The 22962-nt window shown below is 74.1% G+C and carries 19 protein-coding genes and 1 pseudogene; 10 read left to right on the forward strand and 10 right to left on the reverse strand.

Annotated features, from left to right (window positions below; all coding sequences use genetic code 11):
- Positions 1-25: 25 nt before the first annotated feature.
- Positions 26-463: pseudogene (locus tag ACFYWQ_RS22945) on the forward strand (AbfB domain-containing protein); the annotation flags it as partial.
- Between the two features lie 399 nt (positions 464-862).
- Here the strand turns inward: ACFYWQ_RS22945 and ACFYWQ_RS22950 are convergent.
- A complete protein-coding gene (locus tag ACFYWQ_RS22950; protein WP_389518723.1) occupies positions 863-1063 on the reverse strand; it encodes a hypothetical protein in 201 nt (66 codons plus the stop codon).
- Positions 1064-1776: 713 nt separating this feature from the next.
- Positions 1777-2226, reverse strand: a complete 450-nt coding sequence (locus ACFYWQ_RS22955) for a MarR family winged helix-turn-helix transcriptional regulator (RefSeq protein ID WP_389518724.1) — start codon at positions 2224-2226, stop codon at positions 1777-1779.
- On the opposite strand from ACFYWQ_RS22955, the gene ACFYWQ_RS22960 reads away from it, so the two are divergent.
- From ACFYWQ_RS22960 to ACFYWQ_RS22975, 4 genes are all read left to right on the forward strand, one after another.
- Complete coding sequence (locus tag ACFYWQ_RS22960; protein WP_389518725.1) at positions 2225-2698, forward strand: DUF3237 domain-containing protein; 474 nt, start codon at positions 2225-2227, stop codon at positions 2696-2698. The two genes, ACFYWQ_RS22955 and ACFYWQ_RS22960, sit on opposite strands and share 2 nt — an antisense overlap.
- Positions 2699-2871: 173 nt before the next feature.
- The gene (locus ACFYWQ_RS22965; RefSeq protein ID WP_389518726.1) at positions 2872-5004 is read left to right on the forward strand and encodes a DUF4139 domain-containing protein; all 2133 of its coding nucleotides are present in this window, start codon (positions 2872-2874) and stop codon (positions 5002-5004) included.
- A gap of 8 nt (positions 5005-5012) precedes the next feature.
- Positions 5013-6575 carry a mucoidy inhibitor MuiA family protein gene (locus ACFYWQ_RS22970; RefSeq protein WP_389518727.1) on the forward strand — a complete coding sequence of 521 codons (1563 nt, stop codon included), beginning with the start codon at positions 5013-5015 and terminating at the stop codon, positions 6573-6575.
- 55 nt (positions 6576-6630) lie between these two features.
- Positions 6631-7074, forward strand: a complete 444-nt coding sequence (locus ACFYWQ_RS22975; protein WP_389518728.1) for a GNAT family N-acetyltransferase — start codon at positions 6631-6633, stop codon at positions 7072-7074.
- Between the two features lie 60 nt (positions 7075-7134).
- Here the strand turns inward: ACFYWQ_RS22975 and ACFYWQ_RS22980 are convergent, their stop codons facing one another.
- Positions 7135-8655, reverse strand: a complete 1521-nt coding sequence (locus ACFYWQ_RS22980; protein ID WP_389518729.1) for an alpha-L-rhamnosidase C-terminal domain-containing protein — start codon at positions 8653-8655, stop codon at positions 7135-7137.
- Between the two features lie 349 nt (positions 8656-9004).
- The gene (locus ACFYWQ_RS22985; RefSeq protein WP_389518730.1) at positions 9005-10543 is read right to left on the reverse strand and encodes a carboxylesterase/lipase family protein; all 1539 of its coding nucleotides are present in this window, start codon (positions 10541-10543) and stop codon (positions 9005-9007) included.
- Positions 10544-10775: 232 nt separating this feature from the next.
- On the opposite strand from ACFYWQ_RS22985, the gene ACFYWQ_RS22990 reads away from it, so the two are divergent.
- On the forward strand, positions 10776-11273 hold the full coding sequence (locus ACFYWQ_RS22990; RefSeq protein WP_389518731.1) for a hypothetical protein: 498 nt from the start codon (positions 10776-10778) through the stop codon (positions 11271-11273).
- A 679-nt stretch (positions 11274-11952) separates the two neighbouring features.
- Here ACFYWQ_RS22990 and ACFYWQ_RS22995 read toward each other — a convergent pair.
- The 4 genes from ACFYWQ_RS22995 to ctaD form a co-directional block, all read right to left on the reverse strand.
- Complete coding sequence (locus ACFYWQ_RS22995; protein ID WP_389518732.1) at positions 11953-12087, reverse strand: hypothetical protein; 135 nt, start codon at positions 12085-12087, stop codon at positions 11953-11955.
- Positions 12057-12308 carry a hypothetical protein gene (locus tag ACFYWQ_RS23000; protein ID WP_389518733.1) on the reverse strand — a complete coding sequence of 84 codons (252 nt, stop codon included), beginning with the start codon at positions 12306-12308 and terminating at the stop codon, positions 12057-12059. The genes ACFYWQ_RS22995 and ACFYWQ_RS23000 overlap by 31 nt, the downstream gene beginning before the upstream one ends.
- Positions 12309-12466: 158 nt before the next feature.
- Positions 12467-12820 carry a cytochrome C oxidase subunit I gene (locus tag ACFYWQ_RS23005; RefSeq protein ID WP_389518734.1) on the reverse strand — a complete coding sequence of 118 codons (354 nt, stop codon included), beginning with the start codon at positions 12818-12820 and terminating at the stop codon, positions 12467-12469.
- 20 nt (positions 12821-12840) lie between these two features.
- Positions 12841-14538: a cytochrome c oxidase subunit I gene (ctaD, locus tag ACFYWQ_RS23010; RefSeq protein WP_389518735.1), complete on the reverse strand. Its 1698-nt coding sequence runs from the start codon at positions 14536-14538 to the stop codon at positions 12841-12843.
- 502 nt (positions 14539-15040) lie between these two features.
- Between ctaD and ACFYWQ_RS23015 the strand changes: the two genes are divergently transcribed.
- From ACFYWQ_RS23015 to ACFYWQ_RS23030, 4 genes are read left to right on the forward strand one after another with little or no spacing between them, the layout of a single operon-like run.
- Entirely contained in the window at positions 15041-15298 is a 258-nt protein-coding gene (locus ACFYWQ_RS23015; protein WP_389518736.1) for a DUF485 domain-containing protein, read from the forward strand.
- Between the two features lie 35 nt (positions 15299-15333).
- Entirely contained in the window at positions 15334-17148 is a 1815-nt protein-coding gene (locus tag ACFYWQ_RS23020; protein ID WP_389518831.1) for a cation acetate symporter, read from the forward strand.
- Positions 17135-17833, forward strand: coding sequence for a hemerythrin domain-containing protein (locus tag ACFYWQ_RS23025; RefSeq protein ID WP_389518737.1), 699 nt, complete (start codon positions 17135-17137; stop codon positions 17831-17833). The genes ACFYWQ_RS23020 and ACFYWQ_RS23025 overlap by 14 nt, the downstream gene beginning before the upstream one ends.
- A complete protein-coding gene (locus ACFYWQ_RS23030) occupies positions 17830-18783 on the forward strand; it encodes a pyridoxamine 5'-phosphate oxidase family protein (RefSeq protein ID WP_389518738.1) in 954 nt (317 codons plus the stop codon). The genes ACFYWQ_RS23025 and ACFYWQ_RS23030 overlap by 4 nt, the downstream gene beginning before the upstream one ends.
- Before the next feature lie 434 nt (positions 18784-19217).
- Here the strand turns inward: ACFYWQ_RS23030 and ACFYWQ_RS23035 are convergent, their stop codons facing one another.
- Both ACFYWQ_RS23035 and glpK read right to left on the reverse strand, forming a co-directional pair.
- Positions 19218-21293, reverse strand: coding sequence for a SpoIIE family protein phosphatase (locus tag ACFYWQ_RS23035; RefSeq protein WP_389518739.1), 2076 nt, complete (start codon positions 21291-21293; stop codon positions 19218-19220).
- Between the two features lie 149 nt (positions 21294-21442).
- On the reverse strand, positions 21443-22948 hold the full coding sequence (gene glpK / locus ACFYWQ_RS23040) for a glycerol kinase GlpK (RefSeq protein ID WP_389518740.1): 1506 nt from the start codon (positions 22946-22948) through the stop codon (positions 21443-21445).
- Positions 22949-22962 lie beyond the last annotated feature (14 nt).

Consider the following 22962-nt stretch of genomic DNA (forward strand, 5'->3'; position numbering starts at 1 on the left):
TGTGCGGCAGTCGTTGCGGGTCACCACCTGGGGGTACACGGACCGCTACCTTCGGCACGCCGACAGCCTGGCCTTCACCGAGGTCGTCGACGCGGGCAGCGGCGATCTGCTCAAGCAGGACGCGACGTACACGCTGCGGCGCGGGCTTGCCGACTCGTCCTGCTACTCGTTCGAGTCCGTGAACTACCCCGGCCGGTACCTGCGGCACGCCGACAGCCGGGTGCGCCTCGCCTCCGACGACGGATCGGCGCTGTTCCGCGAGGACGCCACGTTCTGCGCCCGTCCCGGACTCGGCGGGACCGGCGTCACCTTCGAGTCGCTCAACTTCCCCGGCTCCTACCTGCGGCACCACGCGGCGGAGGTGTACATCGCCTCCGGGAACGGTGCGCTGGGCGGCTTCGACCGCCCACAGACCCTGACCGCCGACAGCAGTTGGGTGCTCGCGGCGCCCTGGTCGCCCTGAGCGGCCTGATTGCCGGATTGCCGGATTGCCTGAGCGGCTGAGTGTCCTGAACGCCCCGCCGGGGGCCGGGTGTTCAGGGCCGCGGGCCGGGCGGGGGGCATGGGCCGCCTGCCGGTCCCAGGCGCGCGGACTCCTCGGGAGCGGGGTGCGGGCCGGCGGCGCGGTACCCGTCCCGGACCCGGCGGTCGCTGACGCTCAGCGCCAGGAGCGAGGCGCCCAGGCACAGCGCGGCCAGGGTCAGGAAACCGGCGCGGAAGGCGAGGGCGCCGCCGGCGCCGAGCGCCTCCGGGAAGGTGGCCGGGCCCGAGTGCAGGGCGTCGTGCCCGACCGAACGCGGGCCGGACGGCCGGGAGCCCCGGATCGCCTGATCCGGGGCTCCTGGCTACCTGCCCGCTGTCGTCACAGAGCGGCGACGTGCACGCTCGCGGCCGACACGACGCCGTCCGCCGAGGCGACGGCCAGGACGTCGGCGCAGACGTCCGCGACGGGCGTCTCCAGGTGCACTCCAGCGAACGCGCCGAGCCCGAGGCCCCCGGAGACGTTGTCCAGGGCGGAGTCGGACAGCTCGGCGGATTCGATGCGAGAGGCGAGGTTTTCCACGCGTGTTTTCCCTTCAGACGGCTTGACCCGTGCCAGGTGCGCCCGGTCCCACGGTCCGGAACCGTTCGCGGCGCCCTGCACGACGCGGATCAAAGCACGCCCGCGGAGCGAGGGGCCAGCGGCCGGCACGCCGGACCGGCCGCTCCCGGCGGCGGGCTTCACGCGTGTGGTTCCGCGGTGCCCGCGGAGGCCGTGTTCTTCACACGGTCTCCCGTCCCGCCGCCCTCCACGCTCCCCTCGCGCGGCCGGCGGGCCCCCGATCGTCGGCCCGCCGCGCCGGCCGTGCCCCCTTCGTACCGTCTGCCGGAAGTTCCCCCGGACCGTGGGAGGGCCGTGTGCAGGTTCACCGGATTTTCGGCCCCCTCGACGTGGACGCCCCGACGAGCGGGCCGTCGCCTCGCCGGTGCTCGGCACGCACGCGGGACCGGCCGGGCGGCGCCGCCGGGGCCGGACGGGCCGCTTCACCAGGACCGACCGGGCCGCTCCGCCCGGGCTGGACGGGCCGCTTCACCGAGACCGACCGGACCGCTCCGCCGAGGCCGGACGGGCCGCTTCACCAGGACCGACCGGACCGCTCCGCCGGAGCCGGACGGGCCGCTTCACCAGGAGCGACCGGGCCGCTCCGCCGGAGCCGGACGGGCCGCTTCACCAGGGCCGGACGGGCCGCGGCAGGCCGTCATCCCCGCTCACCCCACCCACCCCACCCACCCCGCTCACCCCGCGGACACGTCACCCCCGGTGCCGTCCGCGGTCTCCAGCGCGGCGACCAGCCGGTCGAGGGCGGGCAGCGCCCGGTCCAGCGCCAGCCGGTCGGCGTCGGGCAGTTCCCGGACGACCCGGACGAGGGCCGCGGTGCTGGCACGGTCGTAGCGCTCCAGCAGCTCCAGCGCCCGGCTCGACGCGGTGAGCACCACGGTCCGCTGGTCGTGCTCGGGCCGGACCCGTTCCACCAGCCGCGCGGCGGACATCGTCCGGACGAGGTTGCTGACGGTGGACGGCGCCACCCGCAGCCGTGCGGCGGCCGCGCCGGGACTGAGGCCCTCGGCGGAGGAGGACAGCGCCCGCAACAGCTCGATCTGTGCCTCCGGCAGGTCCGGCAGCCCCTCGGCGTTGCGGGTGGCGCGCAGGACGGCGCGCCGCAGCGGCCCAGACGGCGACGCCATGGCACCCGAGACCCCCGCGGCCCCGCCCCTCACCTTCTTCGCCCACCTGTCGGTGCGCGTCGACGCCCCGCACGACCTCGGCGCGGCGCCCGACGGCCACCGCCGGCTGGTGCCCCTGACCGGCGGCCGCTTCGACGGGCCGGACGTGCGCGGCACGGTCCTGCGGGGCGGGGCCGACCACCAGGTCCTGCGCACCGCCACCCTGACCGAACTCGACGCCCAGTACGCCCTGGAGACGGACCGGGGCGAGCGGATCGCGGTGCACAACACCGGCATCCGCTCGGGCAGCGCCGAGGACATCGCGGCCGTCGTGCGGGGCGAGGAGGTGGCGCCGGAGCGGATCTACTTCCGCAGCTTCCCGCGCCTGACCACCGCCGCCCCCAGGCTGACCTGGATCAACGAGCGCCTCTTCGTCGCGACGGGGGAACGCCGGCCCGACAGCGTGGAACTGGACGTCTTCCTGCTCGGCTGACGACACGGCGTGGACGCCCGGGCGTCGGAGCGGTCCGATGCCCTGGTCACCGCCGCCCGCCCCGCAAAACACCCTCGCAGCCGTCCGTGGCGGGAAGATCGGGAATCGGCGCGGACGCGCGGGCCGTCCGGGCGTAGGCTTCGGTCAGCACGGACACGGCGGGGGTGGAGCACATGGCGACGGCCGAGGCGGCACAGCGGTGGGGGTCGGTCCTCGATGCGGTCGTGGTGTACGCGCAGGGCGCGCTCTGCCGCCGCCTGGCCCGCGGCAGCGTGCCCGCGGACGGCCGGGTGCGCGTGACGGGACTGCCCCGCTCACTGGACCCGGGCTCCCTGCGGGCCCGTGCCCTGGGCGCCCCCGGGGTGCGCGTCACCGAGGCCCGCATCGAGGTCGAGGCCGAACCGTACGACACCGGCGCGCCCGACGGGCTGCGGCGCGAGGTGGAGCGGCTGCGGGACGAGTGCGCGGCGGCGCGGGGCCGCCGGGACCGACAGCTGAGCCTGATCGAGGAGGTCAGGGCCCTCCGTCCGGTGCCGCCGCCCCGCCGCAAGGACGACCCGCACCGCCGCACCCCCGTCGACGCGTGGCTGGAGCTGGCCGACTTCGTCGACGAGCGGCTGACGGGACTCCACAGCCGGCTCGTCGGACTGGAGGAGGCACTGCGCCGCGTCGAGCACGAGCTGACCGTCGCCCTGGACCGGCTGGCCCGCGCCTCCACCGACGCGCCGTCGGCACAGGTGGAGACCACGGTCTCCGCGGTCGTGGCCCTCGACGGCGCCGAGGGCACGGAGGTGGAGCTGGAGCTGGAGTACGGGGTGCCGGGTGCCGTCTGGGTCCCGGCCTACCGCCTCTTCCACCGCCGGGGCGACAGCGGCGGCCGTCTGGTGCTGCGCGCCTCGGTCGCCCAGCGCACCGGCGAGGACTGGACCGGCGTCCGCGTCGCCCTGGCCACCGCCGACCTGCGGCGCGCCACCGACCTGCCGAGGCTCCGCTCGGTCCGGATCGGGCGCCGCCAGCCCGCCCCCGCCTCTTCCGGCTGGCGCGAGCCGCCGGCGGGGCTCGCCGACCTGTTCGCCGGGTACGACGCGGCGGGCCCCCGCCCCGTGACGGCCCCCGCGCGCGACGCCGTCGTGGCCGGTGCGGCTCCCGTGCCCGTGGCCGCCGCGGGCGGCCCCGCGTCCGCTCCCGTTCCGCCGCCGCCACCGCCCGCGCCGTCGGCACCGCAGGGCTACGGCGGCCCGGCCGGCGTGCTCCCGGTGCCCGGCGGCGTGCTCGGCGCCCCGCCGGCGCCCTTCGCCGGGGAGGCGCCCGACCTCGCGGCGCCCCCGCCGCCGCTCCGGCCCCAGCGGGCCGGCAAGGCGCGCGCCGGCGGCGGCCCGTTCGCGGCTCCCGCCGCGATGGCACCCGCGGCTCCCTTCGGAGCCGCGCCGCCCCCGCCTGCCGCACCGGCTCCGGCACCGGTGGCCGGTCCGCCGCAGCCGAGCGGCGCCGAACTCGACTACACCACCCTCGTCCTGAGCGGCCCCGACGAGCAGGGCGGTCGCCGGGGCCGGCTGTTCCCCGACTCCCCCTTCGACCCGGTGGCGGCCGAGCACCGCCGCCGCGCCGCGTCGGTGGCCGCGCTGCCGCTGCCCGGGCACGCCGTGCGGCCCCGCGAGTCGGCGGGTTCCTTCGACCACCGCTTCGACGCCGTCGCGCGCGCCGACATCCCGTCGGACGGCACCTGGCACACCGTCACCGTCGGCGAGATCCCGGTCGGTCTGCGCACCGAGTACCTCTGCGTGCCGTCCGTGGAGCAGACCGTGTACGCGACGCTGGTGCTCTCCAACGCCACCGGCCAGGCCCTGCTGGCCGGCCCGGTGGAGGTCACCGTCGACGACGACTTCCTGCTGACCGCCGCACTGCCCACGCTGGCCCCCGGCGGTGTGTGCCGGGTGGGGCTCGGGCCGGCCGAGGGCATCCGGGTCACCCGCCGCACGAACCTGCACGAGTCGACCTCGGGCCTGCGCAACAACACCACCGTGCTGGACCACCGGGTCCACGTGGAGCTGGCCAACCGGCTCGCCGGGCCCGTCACCGTCGAGGTCCGCGAACGGGCGCCGGTCACCTCGGAACCGGACGTGCGGATCGAGGAACGGTCCGACTGGACGGCACCCGGGGACGCCCCCGGGCCGGAGCACCACGCGCCGGGCACCCGTGTCTGGCGGGTGGACCTGCCCGCCGGCGGCACCGCCGCCCTCGACGGCGGCTACGAGATCCGCATCCCGGCCGGCAAGGCCCTGGTCGGCGGCAACCGCAGGAGCTGACGCACCCCATGTCCACGGCCCCGAAGCCGATCGCCCTCCCCGTCACCGCCGTCACCTGCCTGGAGGACCGCGCCCACGTCGAGCGCGCCGTCGTGCTCGACCTCGCGGCCGGCGTGCAGCGGCTGCGCCTCGGACCGGTCAGCGCGCTGGCCGTCGACCGCACCGTCCACGCCGAGCTGACCGCCGACCACCCGGCGACCGTGCTCGACGTGCGGATCGTCCGTGCCTGGACGCCGCGCGGGCCGCAGCCGCCCACCGAGGTCGACTCCGCACTGCGCCACCGGGTGGCGGCGCTCGAAGAGGAGCGGACCGCCCTGGAACAGCGGCGGGACCGGCTGCGCGCCCGCCTCGACGCGCTGGGCCGGCTCGCCGCCGATCTGCTGCGGGAGATCGGCGAGGGCGCCGGCTCCGGTGAGAGCGACGGGGCCCGCTGGGCCCGCGAACTGGACCGGGTGGACGCCGAGCGCGACGCCCACGGGGAGCGACTGCGCGCCGTGGAGGCCCGGTCGGCCGCCGTCGCCGTCGAACTCGCCGAGGTGCAGCGGGCCATCGCCCTCAGTGAGCAGGAGCCCGCCGAGCTGGTCGGCCACGTCGAGCTGACCGTGGAGACCGCGGCCGCCGGACCGGTCGGGCTGCGTCTGACCCACCTCACGCCCTGTGCGCTGTGGCGGCCCGCCTACCGGGCCGTCCTCGACGGGGACTCCCTGACGCTGGAGACCGACGCGATGCTCTGGCAGCGCACCGGCGAGGACTGGTCGGACGTACGGCTGACGCTGTCGACGGCCCGCTCGTCGCTGGCCACCGATCCGCCGCGGCTGGACCAGGACCGGCTGACGCTGGAGGACCGGTCCCCCGAGGAGCGCCGCACGGTCGACGTCGAGCTGCGCGAGGAGGAGATCGCGGACCTGGGCCCGGCCCCGGTGCTCGGCCTGCCGGGCGTGGACGACGGCGGCGAGGTACGGGTGCTGCACTCCCCCGCGCCGGTCTCCGTGCCCGCGGACGGCCGCGCCCACCGTGTGCCGCTCTCCTCCTTCACCACGGCCGCGCGCAGCGAGTACGCCTGCTCGCCCGAGCTGTCCCCGCTGGTCACGCGGACTGCGCGGTTCGACAACCGGTCCGGTCACGCCCTGCTCGCCGGGCCCGTGGACCTCGTCCGGGGCAGCGGCTTCAGCGGACGCGGCACGCTGGCCTTCACCGCCCCCGGCGCCCCCGTCGAACTCGCCTTCGGCAGCTGCGACGACCACCGGGTGGTCCGCCACACCGAGGAGACCCGCGACACCACCGGCCTCACCCAGCGGACCGTGCTCACCCGCACGGTCCGGCTGGACCTGTCCCGCTTCTCCGGCCCGGACGAGCACGACGACCGGGTGATCACCCTGCGGGAGCGGATCCCGGTCTCCGAGGTCGCGGCGGTGCAGGTACGCCTCCGCAAGGAGGCCTGCTCCCCCGCACCCGACACCGTCGACGCCGACGGCATCGCCCGCTGGGACCTCCCCCTCCCGCCCGGCGGCCACCGCACCGTCACCCTGGTCTACGAACTGACGGCCACCTCCAAGGTCGCGGGCCTCTGAACCGGCTGACGGGCAGCACGCCGGAACGCCGGGCGGCGCGGGTAGTGTGACGATCATGGTGGCGTGGGGTGTCCGGCCCGCGTCGGCGTCGGACGTCGAGGCGGTGGCCGAGTTGCGGGCGACGGTGCTGCGGGCGGATCTGGAGCGGCTCGGGCGGTACGACGCGCGGCGGGTGCGGCAGCGGCTGCGCGACGGGTTCGACCCGGCCCACACCTGGGTGATCGAGGTCGGCGGCGCGTTCGCCGGCTGCGTGGCGCTGCGACCGGCCGCGGATTCCCACTGGCTGGAGCACTTCTACCTGGCCCCCCGTCTCCAGGGCGGCGGTATCGGTTCGGGTGTGCTGCGCGGGCTGCTGGAGCGGTGCGACCGCGACGGTGTCCCCGTCCGGCTGAACGTGCTGCGGGGCAGTCCGGCCCGACGGCTGTACGAGCGGCACGGGTTCACCGTCGAGGCCGAGGATCCGGTGGACGTCTTCATGCGGCGCGAGCCGGCCCCCTGAGTGACGGTGGTCCCGGCACCGAGCCGTCGGGCGGCTCGGTGCCGGGGCGCGCGGGCTCGGTCAGAGACCGGTGGCGGAGGTGCTGAAGGTCCACCGGCCGGAGCCGACGCGGTAGCGCACGAGTCCGTCGCCGGTGCCGAGCGGTTCGGCCGTCGCGCCGCCGGGGCCGTGCACGGCGTACCGGACTGCCCCGGTGGCCGGCAGCTCCACCACGGCTGAGGTGTTCACCGGGACGGTGGCCGTCAGGGAGACGTCGTCACCGTCGGCCGTCCAGTCCGAACCGACGGTGCCGTACTGGGTGGGCCGGGTGCCCGCCGCGTGCGACAGGCCCGTGTCGGGGATGCTCAGGCGCACCTCCTTGCCGCCGGGGGCCGTGGTCTCGATGCCCAGCACCGACTCCTGGACGTCGACGGCCGCCTGCGCGCCCCAGCCGTGGGAGAGGCTGTCCCCGTCGTCGTTCCAGGATTCCCAGGTGAAGGTGCCGCCGCGGGCCACGATACGGGCCCAGCCGTTGTCCTCGGCGTCGGTCAGCAGGGCGCGGACGGCCGCGTAGTCGCCCCCGTCGGCGAGGCCGCGCAGCAGCCAGTGGGCCGTCATCGGTCCCTGCCGCATGCCCAGGTCCCCCACCCTGGCCGCCAGGTCCGCGCGTTCGGCAGCGGGCACGACCCCGAAGGCGAGGGCGTACGACGAGGCGTGCTGCCCGGCGTGACCGCTCTGGGTGCCGTCGGCCAGCAGGCCGTCGACGTACGTTCCGTCTGCTGTGCGCAGCGTGGCGTTCATCCGCGCGACGAGGGCGTCGGCGTCCGCGGTGCAGCCCGCCGCCTCGGCCTCGGGGCGGCCCACGATGCGTGCGACGGCTCCCGTCGTGCGCAGCACGTCCACGCCGAGCGCGTTGACGGTGGTGCGTGCGGCGGTGCTCATGTCGTAGCCGAAACGGCCGGCCGCCGGCCAGTCGACGATGCCGTACTGGTACTGGCCCGTTCCTCCGCCGAGCCGGGTGACCAGGCCCTCGGTGGCGCCGGTGGTCGCGATGTGGCGGCGTACGTAGCCGGCGGTCGCGGCGACGGCCGGGGAGTACGCGTCGAGCAGGGCCCGGTCGCCGGTCTCCTGGTAGTACCGCAGGATCCAGTTGGGCATCGTCTCCGTGAAGTCGGGGATGTCCCGCTTGCCGTCGCCGTCGGGGTAGACGGCGTTGTACCGGCCGGCGTCGTTGCCGCTCGTCCAGTACCGCGCCTGGCTCTGGACGAACTCCCGCATCGCCTGGCGGGAGGCCGCCCGGTCGCCCGACGTCGCCATCAGCGCGTAGGAGATGTTGACCGTGTCGTGCAGGAACTGGCCCTGTTCGCGGGTGGGGGTGTCCACGAAGGTCTCCTGCACCGAGTACAGCGCAGAGCGCTGCATCAGGTCGAAGACCGCGTTCAGCGTGGTGTCGTCACTGGCGAACGTGGCCCGGCCGTCGCGGGGTACGGCCGTGTGGACGACGGTGGCCGTCACGTCCTCGACGGTGATGTCCTCCTGCGCGCCCGGCACTTCGAGGATCGTCCTGTTCGGGGTGCCCGTCCTGCTGCTCGGGCTCTTCATGACGGTGGGACAGGCGGTGAGCCTGCTCTTCTGAACCGGGCGGCACCGGGCTGCACCAGGCGGCACCGGTCGGCATCGGCGGGCGCCGGGCCGCTGGTCGCGAAGCCCACAGGGAGTTCCTCGTCCGCACCCGCGAGGGTGGGGCCGTGCAGGACGGTTCCACCTGCACGGCCCCGGCTTGTGCGGCGGCGGTCGGCCTCAGCACCCGCCGCGCAAGTGCGCCTGCCTCAGCAGATCCGTCGTACGGACGATGGTGCAGGCAGCCGGACGGGCCGTCGTGGGGACCGTCGTACGGGCCGTCGTGGGGGCGCGCTCGTACGGGCCGTCGTATTGGCCGTCGTACGGGCCGTCAGGAGGTGGCCCGGTTCCACAGGTCGCACTGGTGGTCCTCCGGGAAGGTGTCCACCGAGGTGATCGCCTCCGGGGCGAGGACCTGCACCCGCGGGAAGAGGTCCCAGCGTGGCGCGTTCACGGCGTACGGGATGCCGGTCCTGGCGAAGGTGGTCCAGTAGGTGAGCATGCTGTCCGACAGGGCGTTCTGGGCCGGGGTGCCGGAGACGCCGCCGAAGACGTACCGGATCTCCGAGCCGTGGGGAGCGCCGATCGGGAAGCTGATCGGCAGGTTCAGGTAGTCCATGGCGTGGCGGTCGGCGAACTCGTACTGGTAGGAACGGGTGTGATCGGCCATCAGGCGTGCGGTGCGGGACTGGAGACAGGCGAACTGGGAGTCCGTGAGGACCGCGCCCAGGGCCTCGGCGGGCGTGCCGTGGTCCGACAGCGGATAGCGGGCCAGGATCTCGTCGGCTCGTTCGCCGTGGAGGGCGCGGACCGCGACCGGGTAGCCCGCGGCGGTGAGCTGCCGGCCGGCCAGGTCGTAGGTGGTCGCCACCGTGAGCCGGCCCTCGTCGGCGGTGGTGCCCTGGAGGACGGGAACGTGGTGGAAGCGTCCGCTCTCCAGGGCGTCCGGCACCTGGAGGGGAAGAACCGTGCCGTCGACGTTGGGCACCCAGCGGGCGGTGGGCGCGGCCGAGGCGGTGAGCAGTTCGTCCGCGCTCTTGGCGCGCAGGCAGGCGGCGTCCGCGCAGCCCAGGGAGTCCGCCCAGGCCTGGCCGTTGTTCTGCTGCGACTCCTGGGTGGGCAGGGGGAAACCGCAGCCGGACTGGGCGATGGCCCGGTCGAACAGGCCGGTCGTGCGGGGCGAGACCAGGTGGTGGCAGACGCTGCCGCCTCCCGCGGACTCGCCGAAGATCGTCACGTTGCCGGGGTCGCCGCCGAACGCCGCGATGTTGTCCCGCACCCAGCGCAGGGCGGCCTGCTGGTCGAGCAGTCCGTAGTTGCCGGACGTTCCCTGCGGTGACTCCTGGGCCAGGTCCGGGTGGGCCAAGTAGCCGAAGGCGCCCAGCCGGTAGTTGAGGGTGACGACGACCACGTCGCCCCGGGCGGCCAGGTTGCCGCCGTCGTAGAACGTGCCGGAGCCGACGGTGAAGCCGCCCCCGTGGATCCACACCATCACCGGTCGCTCGTGGAGGGACCGCTGGGTGGGGGTGTGGACGTTCAGGTACAGGCAGTCCTCACTGGGTGTGCCGGGTCCCGCGAGGTTGCCCCAGGGGCTGGACTGGATGCGCTGCACGCAGGGGTCGCCCGGGGTGGTGGCGTCCCGGACTCCCCACCAGCGCGCGGGAGGGGCGGGCGGCTTCCAGCGCAGGGGGCCGACCGGTGGAGCGGCGTACGGGATGCCGAGGTAGGAGGTGGCGGTCGCGTCCGCCTCCCCCTGCACCTGCCCGTACCGGGTCGTGACGACGGGCGCGTCGGCGGCCGCGGCCGGTGTGACGGCCAGGCCGGCGGCTGACAGCAGCAGAACGCCCGCGACGACCACCGACCGCACCACCGACCGTCGGATCGACGACCATGTGCGGCGGCATGGGGCCGCTTTTCTTCTGACGGGGCCGGACATCGGCACCTCCGGGGGGGATGGATGACAACGGTCGTCGGAGTCTGCTCGGCCACCGGGCGCCGGGGACCGCGTGAACCACCAGTCCCGAAGCCCCGGGCGCGCTCGCGGTGCGATGCCCGCCGGACGCCGTCCGGCACTCCGAGGCCGCCGACGACAGGGGCACCCGGTGACCGAGTACATCGAGCGCGAGCAGATCGGACCGGAGAACCAGGACCTCCTCCGCACGGTCGGCAACCACTTCTTCGAGGACTCCCTCGCATGCGAGACGTCCCTGTTCTGGACCTGGGAGATGCTCGCCGAGTTCCGGGAACGCCGCGGATACGACCTGGTGGTGCACCTGCCACTGCTGTTCGTGCAGGGCCGCGACACGGGCCCCGACACCTACTGGGCGCCCGGCCCCCTCCCCCGCCCCGACTTCGACCTGCCGGACGGGGCGGGGGACCGCGTCCGCCAGGACTTCCACCGGACGCTGACCGCCCGGCACCTGGTGCCGTTGCAGCGGTGGGCGCGCACACCGTGGGCGTCCGCGCCGCGGCGGGCGGCCTGGACGACCAGGGAGCCGGTGCCGCAGGCCAGGTCGACCAGGCGGGTGCCCGCGGTGACGCCGAGACGGTCGAGCAGCGCGTCGTCGGCGTCCGCGTCGGTGCCCTGGTCGCGGTCGTAGGCGGCGACCGCGGCGGGACTGCCCAGGTCGGTGCCGACGGGCTCGTACTCGCTGAACGACCACGCGGGGCGCGGTCGGGTGCTGTCGCTTCGAGGCATGACACGGTTGCAGGACCACCCTCGGGGACCCGGCGAGGGCGGCCCCTGCCCGGCCGTGCGTCTCGGGGCGCTCGCGGCGCATATCAGGGGCGTCCCGTGCGCTCTCGTGTGCAGCCTCGGCGAGCGTTGATCGACCCGGCTGTTCGGGTCACCGACCGACTCACCGATCGACTCACCGATTCGGCGCGCCCACCAGCCCGCCGGTCGGCTCACAGCTGGACCGGCACCACGTGCCGGAAGAAGTCCTCGACCACGTCGGTGTGTACGGCGACCATGTCGGCCGACCCGGCCTGGATCGCGGCCGGTGACGACATCGACACGAACAAGGTCGCCGGTGTCTGGACCGTGAACGCCACCGTCAAGGCGCACGACGGCGACTACCGGATCTCCGGCTCACTCGCCCTGTACAGGGTCGAGCGAGCCTCGAAGCTCACCACGGACGCGACCCCCGAGCCGGTCGCCAAGGGCGCGAAGCTCACGGTCACCGGCAAGCTGTCGCGAGCCGACTGGGAGGACCTGAAGTACCACGGGTTCGCCGGGCAGACGGTCAAGCTCCAGTACCGGAAGGCCGGAACCGCCCGCTACAGCACGCAGGGCAGGCGCAGCTGGGCGAAGAGCTTCCAGACGGACGCCTTCCGCCGCACCTCTTCGGTGAACTCCCAGTTCCAGTCGTCGTCGAGGTCGATCAGGGCGAGTTCCGGGGGGTCCTGCGGCATACGGAGCAGTGATCCGCCGAGTTGCAGGCACAGGTCGGCAGAGCGGTGCAGTCGAGGACGATCGCCGTCTCGTCCTTCCCGTGCCACCCGCCCACGGGCTCGCCCTTCCCGTCCCTGTTCACGATGACGCACGGCCGCAGGCACCGCAGGATCTCGTCGACGGCCTCCCGCGGGACGTCACGGGCGCGCGCTGCTTCCACGAACTCCTGGCGGTTCGGCATGCGGCACATCCTGGCAGGCCCCACCGACGACGCTTCCCGCGGCGGCGGTCGAGCGAGGACCGGTCAACTCACCGTCCCTGCGTACGCGTCGGCGTCGGCGTCGACGCGGCTCCGCTGTACGCCGGGCGCCGAGGGCCCGGCGGCGGCCCGCGCACGCGTCAGTGGGGCCACAGCAGGGACAGGGCGCCGGTGGCGGCGCAGCAGGCGCTCGCGGCGACCGTCCAGCCCACGCAGCGCAGCCGCAGCGTCCGGTAGCGCCGCTCGTACTCACCGCGCAGGGACACGCACCGGTTCGCGATCCTCTCCAGGTCCTCGCGGGCGCGGTCGAGCCGGTCGGTGACGTAGTGCTGCTCGATCTCGATGCGCTGTGCGGTGGTGGTCCACTCCAGGGGGCGGACGAACTCGCGCGCTCGTCGTTCCGCCTCCGCGATCGTGGCCTGCCACAGGAGATACCCCTCGACCTCTTCGCCGAGACCGGTGCTCCCGGCCTGCCGGTACGACGGCTCGCTCACCTGCGTCCCCTCGTCGTTCGTCAGTGGACCTGCTGGGCCTCGGCCTCGGCCAGCGCCATGTCGGGGTGGTGCAGGTCGAACGCCGGGGATTCGCTGCGGATGCGCGGCAGGGCGTGGAAGTTGTGCCGCGGCGGCGGGCAGGAGGTCGCCCACTCCAGGGAGCGGCCGTAGCCCCACGGGTCGTCGACGCCGACCGGCTTGCCGTACTTGGCCGTCTTCCAGACGTTGTAGAGGAACGGGAGCATCGACAGGCCGAGCAGGAAGGAGCCGATCGAGGAGATCGTGTTCAGGGCGGTGAAGCCGTCGGCGGCCAGGTAGTCGGCGTACCGGCGGGGCATGCCCTCGGCACCCAGCCAGTGCTGGACCAGGAAGGTGCCGTGGAAGCCGACGAACAGCGTCCAGAAGGTGATCTTGCCGAGGCGCTCGTCGAGGAGCTTGCCGGTGAACTTCGGCCACCAGAAGTGGAAGCCGGAGAACATCGCGAAGACGACGGTGCCGAAGACGACGTAGTGGAAGTGCGCCACCACGAAGTACGAGTCGGAGACGTGGAAGTCCATCGGCGGCGACGCCAGGATCACCCCGGTCAGACCGCCGAAGAGGAACGTCACCAGGAAGCCCGCGGCCCACAGCATCGGGGTCTCGAAGGACAGCGAGCCCTTCCACATCGTGCCGATCCAGTTGAAGAACTTCACCCCGGTCGGGACGGCGATGAGGAACGTCATGAAGGCGAAGAACGGCAGCAGCACACCGCCGGTGACGTACATGTGGTGCGCCCACACCGTCACGGAGAGGCCGGCGATCGCGATCGTCGCGGCGACCAGGCCCATGTAGCCGAAGATCGGCTTGCGGGCGAAGACCGGGATGACTTCCGTGATGATGCCGAAGAACGGCAGGGCGATGATGTACACCTCCGGGTGTCCGAAGAACCAGAAGAGGTGCTGCCACAGCAGCGGGCCGCCGTTGGCCGCGTCGAAGACGTGGGCGCCGAACTTGCGGTCCGCCTCCAGGGCGAACAGCGCGGCCGCGAGGACCGGGAAGGCCAGCAGGACCAGGACACTGGTCAGCAGGACGTTCCACACGAAGATCGGCATGCGGAACATGGTCATGCCGGGGGCGCGCATGCAGATGATCGTGGTGATGAAGTTGACCGCGCCGAGGATCGTGCCGAAGCCGGAGAAGGCCAGGCCCATGATCCACAGATCGGCGCCGACGTTGGGGGTGCGGACCGCGTCCGACAGCGGGGAGTAGGCGAACCAGCCGAAGTCGGCCGCGCCCGACGGGGTGAGGAAGCCGGCGACGGCGACCAGCGAGCCGAACAGGTAGAGCCAGTAGGCGAAGATGTTCAGCCGCGGGAACGCCACGTCGGGCGCGCCGATCTGCAACGGCATGATCCAGTTGGTGAATCCGGCGAACAGCGGGGTGGCGAACATCAGCAGCATCACGGTGCCGTGCATCGTGAACGCCTGGTTGTACTGCTCGTTGGAGACGATCTGGATGCCCGGCCGGGCCAGTTCGGCGCGGATGACCAGCGCCATCACGCCGCCGATGAGGAAGAACACGAACGACGTCGAGAGGTACAGCGTGCCGATCGTCTTGTGGTCCGTGGTGCTGAGCCACTTGATGACGACCTCGCCGCGGCGTTGGCGCCGGACCGGCAGCTCGTCCTCGTAGTGGGACCCTGGTGCCGCGGCACCCTGAGGTTCGTTGACGATGCTCAAAGCGTGCTTCTCCCGTGATCGCGGCTCGTCCGCGCCGTGCGTGCGTCCGCCGCCATCCTGGCTGCCCGCAGCCGGAGGTGACGTCGCACGGCAGCGACACACCGCCACTGAGGTGATTGCTGTACACGGATGGCGCAGTGCGGCGGCCCGCCCGGTCCCCCGCCCCGCCCGGTGGGATGCCCGGTCCCCCGCCCCGCCCGGTGGGATGCCGTTGTGCGAGGGCACAGATCTGCCCACGCGGGACTGTTCCCGGGGCACGTGGTGCCGTGTTCGGGGCGCCGTCGCCCTCCCCCGTGCCCCAGACTCACCAGCGGTCACCGTCCGGTGACGCTGTCGTCGGCCAGGACGCCCGAGGGAGCGCGGCTTCCCCTGCCCAGGCTTTCCGCGCGGGCCGGACACTCCCGAACGACGCCACGAGAGAGTCGAGCATGGTCTGGAGAGCAGCCCCACCGGACGGTCCACGGATGCCGGCCGGCGTCCCGCGGGACCGCCGTACGCCGCCTTGCGCGGACCCCGTCGTACGGCGGCCGTGCTGACGGGCGGGACGTTCCTCGCGTTCCTGCTGCTGTCGGCCTGGGCGCCCGGTCCGATGTCCCGGCCCGTCACCGGTGACGGGCCGCCCGTGGGCGTGCCGGCGGGGCTGGCGCAACTGCCCTTCATGGCGGGCGTCCTGTGGTGGTTCGAGCGCGCCGCCCGTCGCGGGGGCGATGCCCCGCCGGCGCCGGCGGACGACGCGGTCCGCGGCGGTGAACCGCGGTGAACAGCGGCGGAACCTCCCTCCAGAGCCTCGCGCTGATGGCGTTCACCGCGATCGTCACCGTCACGCTCATGCTGTGCGTGATCTCCGGCCCGGACAGCGAGAGCCTGGAGGAGTTCTACACCGGTTACGGACGGTTCTCCCCCCTGCGCAACGGCCTGGCGATCGCCGGTGACTACATCTCGGCGGCCACGGTCCTCGGCACGGGGGGCGTCATCGCCCTCGCCGGGTACGACGGCATCGTCCTGGCCCTGGCCACCTCGGTCTCCCTCGCCCTGCTGATGGCCGTCCTGGCCGAACCCCTGCGCGGCAGCGGACGCTTCACGATGGGGGACGCCCTCACCCGCCGCATGCCGGGCCGTTCCCCGCGCGTCACGACGGCCGTCGTCACCGTCGTCGCCCTCATGCCCCTGATGCTGGTCCAGTTGGCCGCCTGCGGAGATCTGGTGGCCTTCCTGCTCGGGTTAGAGGGGTCCGTGGCCGGCACCGGGTGCATCGTCGCCCTCGGTCTGCTGATGATCAGCTACGCGGCCATCGGGGGCATGCAGGGCACCGCCTTCGTGCAGGTCCTCAAGATGGTCACGCTGATCGGCTCCGGTCTGGTCGTGAGCGTGCTGCTGCTGCGCCGCTTCGACTACGACGCCGGCGCCCTGCTGGACGCCGCGGCGAGGCGTTCCGTCGCCCCGGAGGCGTACCTGCGGCCCGGGCTCCAGTTCGCCACGGGGACCCACCCCCGCCTGGACATGGTCGCGACCACCGTGACGCTCGCGCTCGGCTCGGCCTGCCTGCCCCACATCACCATGCGGCTGTACGGCGCCCGCAGCGCGCGCCAGGTCCGCCGGTCCATGGCGTGGGCGGTCTCCCTGGTCGCCCTGTCGGTCCTGATCATCGTGGTGTTCGCGTTCGGCGCCGCGGCGCTCGTGGGCGGCCCGGCGATCCGGGCCGCCGATCCCCAGGGCGACACCGCCTATCTGCTGGCCGCCCGTGCGGCGCTGGGCCAGGGCGGCACGCTGGTGGAGGCCCTGCTCCTCACCGGCGTGACGACGGCGCTGTTCCTGACGCTGCTCGCCTCCGTCGCCGGGATGATCCTGGCCTGCGCGGGCACGCTGGCGCACGACGTGTTCACCCCGCGGGACGGCACCCCCGCCACGCCGCGCCGGGAGATCCGGACCGCGCGCGCCGCCGCGCTGGGCGTGGGGGTCGTGGCCGTCGCGCTCGCCATCCCCGTCCAGCACCGCAGCCTGCACGCGCTGAGCATGCTGTCCATGTCCCTGGGCGCATCGGTGATCGCACCCGCGCTGCTCTCCTCCCTTTTCTGGTCCCGCTACAACCGGACGGGACTGCTGTGGACCCTGATCGGCGGCACGGCGGGCGTACTGCTCCTCTTCCCCGCCACGAGCCTCGTCTCCGGCACGCCCGACGCCGTCCTGCCCGGACATGACATCAACTGGCTGCCCCTCGCCACCACCGGAGCCGTCACCATCCCCCTCGGCTTCCTGCTGGGCTGGCTGGGCACGGTGCTCCCCCGCGGCCGCGCCGGGGCGCCGCGCGACGTCCGTGACACGGTGGCCGTACCTTTCCCGCCGTACGAGCGGGCGGCCCGGCACGCGGCCCCCCCGGACGGACGTCACCCGGAGCTGACGAGGACGGTCACCGGGGTGCGCGGAGGCCGCTCCGGCTCCAGCGGCCAGGGGCGGACCGGCCCCCCTCGACAGACGGTGAACGCCCTTGCCAAGGCTGCGCGCGGGGCGCCAAGTGCGGCGCCAAGCGTTCCCCAAGCGGCCGGCCGCACCGTTGGCGCCTCATGTCCTGTCCGAACCGTTGTTGGAGCAAGCAAGCGTGTCCCCCAGTAGTACGGCTTTCGAACGTGCGGTCACCGGCCGTCCGTACACCCACGAGATGGTCGTGGTCCACCGGGTCTTCCGCCGTGAGTCGGCCCTCCTCCCCCGCCTCGTACGCGCCGTACCGGACGGCGGTTCGGTGCGCGCCGCCGAGGTCGCGGCGTACCTTGACGAGTACCTGACGGGTCTGCACCACCACCACACCGTGGAGGACGAATTGATCTGGCCACTGCTGCGTGCGCGCGCCGCGGACGACGGGCTGATCGTGCGGATGGAGGAGCAGCACGAACGCATCGACCACAGTCTGGCGGCCGTCACCGAGTGGGTGCCCGCGTGGCGGCGGACGGCTGACTGTGTCGCCGGGGAGGAACTCGCCCTGGCGCTGGACGAGCACCGCCGTGTGCTCCTCGACCACCTCGACGACGAGGAGCGGATGGTCCTCCCCCTCGTCGCCGAGCACCTGTCCGTCGCCGAGTGGGACGCGGTCGGACGCCGCGGGCTGGAGACCGTCCCCCGGAACAAGCTCATGCTCGCCCTCGGCGCGCTCCTAGAGGAGGCCACGCCCGAGGAGCGGGCCTACTTCCTCGGCAAGGCACCGCTGGCCGGCCGGCTGCTGTGGCGGGCCGTCGGCAGGCGTCAGTACGCCGCGGCCTGCCGCGCCGTGCGGGGCCCGCTGGACGCGGAGGCGGGACGGTGACCCTACTCGACTCCGCCCCGCTCGACGTCCTCGACGCCTACCGCACCTGCGAGTTCGTCACGCTCGGCCGGGACGGCACCCCTCTGGCCTGGCCGGCGGCGGTGTCGCGCCGCGCGGACGGGACCCTCCTGCTGACCACGTCCCTGGCGTTCGCGCAGAAGGCGCTGAACGTCCGCCGGGACGGACGCGTCGCGCTGCTCTTCTCCGACCCGACCGGCAGCGGTCTCGACCACGCCCCGCAGATCTACGTCGGCGGCCGGGCCGAGTGCCCCGACGAGATCATGACGGGCCCTCAGGGCGCCGAGGACTACTGGCGGATGCTGTTCGAGCGGCAGCCGCACAGCCGGTCGTACCTCTCCCCTCCCCTGCGGTGGCTGATGGACTGGTACTATCTGCGGCTGCTCATCACCGTCACGCCCGAGCAGGTGATCGTGCGTCCCGCGCTCGCTCCACCCTCGTCCGGGCACACGTCCGAGCACACGTCCCCGGGCCCGGACGAGGGTGGAGCGCTGCCCGGGGCCGCTCAGCTCGCCCGTTACCCCACCGCGGTCCTCGCCGCCCGCGACGCGTCCGGGGCGCCCGTGCTCGCCCGGACCCGTCCGGTGCCGGGGGACGCCGGTTTCGCGGTGGAGGTGCCGTCCGACTGCGCCGTGGCGCCCGGCCCGGCGTCGCTGCTGGTGCACCGGCACGACGAGCGGCTCAACCGCATGGAGAACGCGCTCGTCCGCGGTGAGCTGGAGCGGACCGGTGCGGGCTGGTCCCTGGTGCCCGCCAAGGTGGTGCAGCCGATGGGCTCGGGACGGCCGAGCGACGCGCTGCGGGTGCTCCGGCGGACGAAGCGGGCCACAGACCGGTATCTGGAACGCCGCGGTCTGCCCCGGCCCGCGGTGCGGTGGTCCGAGTTCCGTGCGCTCGTGAAGCCGGACGCAGGGCGGGGCGGCAGGGCCTGACGGCCCGACGGCCCGACGGATACGTAGGGTGCCGGCCGGCGCCCCTACGAGCCGATCTCCCGACGGCGGCACGGCCGTCGGGTGGCCGACTGCGTACGTTCCGCCGGGCTGTGTCTGGAGCCGACCGGCCGGCGGGGCGGCGGGGCGGCGGGGCGGCGGGGCGGCGGGGCGGCGGGGACGGTATCCGACCGGCCGGCGGGGCGGCGGTGTCCGACCGGGCCACAGGAGCGGCGTCCGACCACCGGGCCGCCGCGGCCCGGGGGCCCGGCGGCCCGGCGGCCCGGGCGCTTTCGCGCACCCGGCGGCGCCGGGGGCGGGCGTCCGGTGTGGTCCTCGACGCCGTGTACGCCGTGGGGAGCGCGCCTTCGACCGGGCGGCCTTCGCCGTCAAATCATGCGGAAGGCCAGGGCGTGGGGGGCGTCCCGCGGAAGGGGTTATCGCGGGACGCCCGGCGCGGGGTCCCGCGGCCTGGCCATGAGTACCGCGACGTCGTCCGGTGCGGGGTGGGGCAGCATCCGGCCGAGGACGCCGTCACAGAGTGCCGACAGGGACGGCGCGGGGGTCTCCAGGGCGCGTGCGAGCCGGTCGAGCCCCTGGTCGAGGTCACGGTCACGGGCCTCGACGAGTCCGTCCGTGTACAGGACCAGCAGGCTGCCCGGGGGCAGCGGGACCTCTTCGGTGCGGAACTCCCGCACCCCGGTGCCCAGCGGGGTGCCCGGCGGGCCGTCGAGGAAGGTGACCGCCCCGTCCGGGGCCACCACGGCCGGTGGGGGGTGGCCGGCTCTGGCGACCAGGCAGCCGCCGGACGCGGGATCGTGGACGGCGTAGACGCAGGTCGCCATCTCGTCCACCCCCATGTCGGCCACGACGTCGTCCAGCGAGGCCAGCATGCGTGCCGGATGGATGTCGTGCCGGGCGAGCGTGCGTACCGCCGTGCGCAGTTGCCCCATGGCCGCCGCGGCGCGGATGCCGTGCCCCATGACGTCCCCGATGACCAGTCCGGTCCTGCCCCCGGGCAGCGGGATGGCGTCGAACCAGTCGCCGCCGACGTCGTCCTGGCTGGCGGGCAGGTAACGCCCGGTCAGGTCGAGGCCGTGGACGTCGGGCAGGGCGCTGTTGGTGAGGCTGCGTTGCAGGGTGAGGGCGGCCGCGTGCCGGCGGGTGTACAGGAGGGCGTTGTCGATGTTCAGGGCGGCGCGGGCCGTCAGTTCGTCGATGAGCACGCAGTCCTGCTCGTCGAAGGGCTCACGGCCGCGCAGCCGGGTCACGATGACCGCGCCGAGCACCCTGCCCCGCGCCACCAGGGGGATCAGCCTCGCGGAGCCGAGCGTCACTAGGTAGGCGCGCAGCTGGTCGGCGCGCGGGTCGGTGACCAGCGCCGGGACGTCGGAGCGGTACAGGTTCGTGGGACGTCCGTCGGCGATGACCCGCTCGTACAGGGAGCCGCGCGGGATCCGGGACGTCATGCCCGGCTGGAGCTTCGCCGTCGGGGCGGCGGGGTCGGGGAACCGCGCGGCCATGCGCCGGACCACGCCGTGGGTGGAGGCGGCGGACTCGTCGGGGTCGATGACCTCCTCGAGGAGCTGCACGTCGGCGGAGTCGGCGAGCTGGGGCACCAGCATCTGCACGATCTCCTCCGCGGTCCGCCGCAGGTCCAGGGTGGTGCCGATGCGGGTGCCGGCCTCCGCCAGGAGGGCGAAGCGGCGCCTGGCGCGCTCGGCGTCGGTCTCGGCGCGCCGGCTCTCCGTGATGTCGATGAGGGAGGCGATCAGCCCCAGCGTGCGGCCGGCGCCGTCGAAGAGCGGGGCGTAGGAGCACGACCAGGTGCGGTCGTCGTCGGCGTGGGCCGAGAGGCGACCGGTGCGGCGGATGTCGACGACGGCGGTGCCCCGCTCCAGGACCTCCCGCATCGTCGCCTCCATCCCGGCGGCATCGGCGCCGGGTACGAGCTCCGTCAGCCGTCTGCCCAGGTGTGCGGCGACGGAGATGCCGCTCATCCGGGCGAGAGCGTCATTGACGCGCAGGAAGCGCAGGTCGGTGCCGAGGGTGGCCAGGCCGATGGGCGACTGGCCGAAGAGGCTCTCCAGGGCCGCCAGCGAGTCGCGCATGCGCAGGACCTGGGAGGTCTCCACGGCGATCAGCAGGGTCCCGGCCCGTCCCCGCGCGTCGGCGGCCGGGAGGATCCACGTCTCCATCGTCACCTGCCGGCCGTCCCGGTGGCGCGCGGACAGCGTCCCGCCGACGGTCTCCCCGGCGCGGACGCGGCGGCTGAGCCGGTCGGCGAGTTCCCGGTCGCCCTCGGGTACCAGCAGGGCCGACGCGGGCCGGCCCAGGACGTCCTCGGACCGGTGTCCCAGCAGGTCCTGGGCGGCCGGCGACCACTCCACGACGTGCCCGTCCGCGTCCTCCCGCCACAGGGCGACCGGCAGCAGCTCGCGCAGTACGTCCGCGTGCCCGACCGCCCTCGGGGGCGGCTCCGGCTCCTGGCCCGCCGTCTGGTGAGCGTCCAACGTACGACCTAACCACCGGGTGAGACGTGCTGTCCGCCCCACACTATCGGGCCGGACGGAGGGCGACGGTGCCCGACACCTGCGGGCGGACGCCGGGGCGGCCCCCGTGCCCGGGGACGTGCCGGCCGACGCTTCTTCCGCCCTACGCCCTATGCGGGTCTGATCCACCCGATCGACCGCTCGACGGCCCGCCGCCAGTTGTCGTACTCCGCCTCCCGCCGTTCGGGGGCCATGTCCGGCAGCCACTGGCCTGCCCGGTGCCAGTTGCGGCGGAGCACCTCCAGGTCGGTCCAGTAGCCGGCGGCCAGCCCGGCCGCGTAGGCGGCGCCGAGGGAGACCGTCTCGGCGACCATGGGCCGCACCACGGGCACGTCGAGCACGTCGGCCACGAACTGCATGAGCAGGTTGTCCGCCGTCATGCCGCCGTCGACCTTGAGCCGCTCCAGGGGGACCGGGAAGTCGGCGTTCATGGCGTCGACGACCTCCCGCGTCTGCCAGCCGGTGGCCTCCAGGACGGCCCGCGCCAGGTGGCCCTTGGTGATGTACGAGGTGAGGCCGACGATGACACCCCGCGCGTCGCTGCGCCAGCGGGGTGCGAACAGGCCGGAGAAGGCGGGGACGATGTAGCAGCCGCCGTTGTCCTCGACCGTGCGCGCGAGGGTCTCGATCTCCGGCGCGCTGCTGATCAGTTCCAGGCGGTCGCGGAACCACTGGACCAGCGCCCCGGTGACGGCGATCGACCCCTCCAGGGCGTAGGCCTGGGGCTGGTCCCCGATCTTGTACGCGACGGTCGTGAGGAGCCCGTTCCGGGACCGTACGACGTCGGTGCCGGTGTTCAGCAGCAGGAAGCCGCCCGTCCCGTACGTGCACTTCGCCTCGCCCGGGGAGAAGCAGGTCTGGCCGAAGAGGGCGGCCTGCTGGTCGCCGAGGGCGGCCGTGATGCGGACTCCGGGGAGGACCGAGCGGGCGACGCCGTAGGTCTCGGCGGACGGCCGGATCGCGGGCAGCATGGGGCGGGGGACGCCGAAGAACGCCAGGAGGTCCTCGTCCCAGTCGAGCGTGCGGATGTTCATCAGCATGGTGCGGCTCGCGTTGGTGGCGTCGGTGATGTGCAGGCCGCCGTCCGTGCCGCCGGTGAGGTTCCAGATCAGCCAGCTCTCCATCGTGCCGCACAGCACCTCGCCGTCCTCGGCGCGCCGGGCCAGTGCGGGGTCGTGGTCGAACAGCCAGCGCAGGCGCAGCGCCGAGAAGTAGGTGGAGGGGGGCAGGGCGCACCGGTCGAGGAAGAAGCCGTCCCCGGGGTGGCGTCGCAGATCGTCGACGAGGGGTGCCGTGCGGGTGTCCTGCCAGACGATCGCCCTGCCCAGCGGGGTGCCGGTCCGCCGGTCCCACAGCACCGTCGTCTCCCGCTGGTTGGCGAGGCCCACGGCGGCGACCTCCTCGGCTCCGACACCGCCGCCGGTCAGCGCCTCGGGCACCACGCGCCGCACGTTGCGCCAGATCTCGGCGGCGTCGTGCTCGACCCATCCGGGCCGGGGGAAGTGCTGCTGGTGCTCCCGCTGGGCGACGGACACCAACCGGCCGTGGTGGTCGAACAGGATGCACCGGGTGGAGTTGGTGCCCTGGTCGATGGACATTACGTACCGTTCAACCATGATCGGTCTGCCTT

The sequence above is a fragment of the Streptomyces sp. NPDC003247 genome, from assembly GCF_042888135.1.
Classification (GTDB): Bacteria; Actinomycetota; Actinomycetes; order Streptomycetales; family Streptomycetaceae; genus Streptomyces.

Excerpts from the sequence above, each read along its gene's own strand:
- ACFYWQ_RS22960 (WP_389518725.1), top strand. The coding sequence starts at position 2,225 with ATGGCACCCGAGACCCCCGCGGCCCCGCCCCTCACCTTCTTCGCCCAC.
- ACFYWQ_RS22955 (WP_389518724.1), bottom strand. The coding sequence starts at position 2,226 with ATGGCGTCGCCGTCTGGGCCGCTGCGGCGCGCCGTCCTGCGCGCCACC.
- ACFYWQ_RS22965 (WP_389518726.1), top strand. The coding sequence starts at position 2,872 with ATGGCGACGGCCGAGGCGGCACAGCGGTGGGGGTCGGTCCTCGATGCG.
- ACFYWQ_RS22970 (WP_389518727.1), top strand. The coding sequence starts at position 5,013 with ATGTCCACGGCCCCGAAGCCGATCGCCCTCCCCGTCACCGCCGTCACC.
- ACFYWQ_RS22975 (WP_389518728.1), top strand. The coding sequence starts at position 6,631 with ATGGTGGCGTGGGGTGTCCGGCCCGCGTCGGCGTCGGACGTCGAGGCG.
- ACFYWQ_RS22980 (WP_389518729.1), bottom strand. The coding sequence starts at position 8,655 with ATGAAGAGCCCGAGCAGCAGGACGGGCACCCCGAACAGGACGATCCTC.
- ACFYWQ_RS22995 (WP_389518732.1), bottom strand. The coding sequence starts at position 12,087 with ATGCCGCAGGACCCCCCGGAACTCGCCCTGATCGACCTCGACGACGAC.
- ACFYWQ_RS23000 (WP_389518733.1), bottom strand. The coding sequence starts at position 12,308 with ATGCCGAACCGCCAGGAGTTCGTGGAAGCAGCGCGCGCCCGTGACGTC.
- ACFYWQ_RS23020 (WP_389518831.1), top strand. The coding sequence starts at position 15,334 with ATGGCGTTCACCGCGATCGTCACCGTCACGCTCATGCTGTGCGTGATC.
- glpK (WP_389518740.1), bottom strand. The coding sequence starts at position 22,948 with ATGGTTGAACGGTACGTAATGTCCATCGACCAGGGCACCAACTCCACC.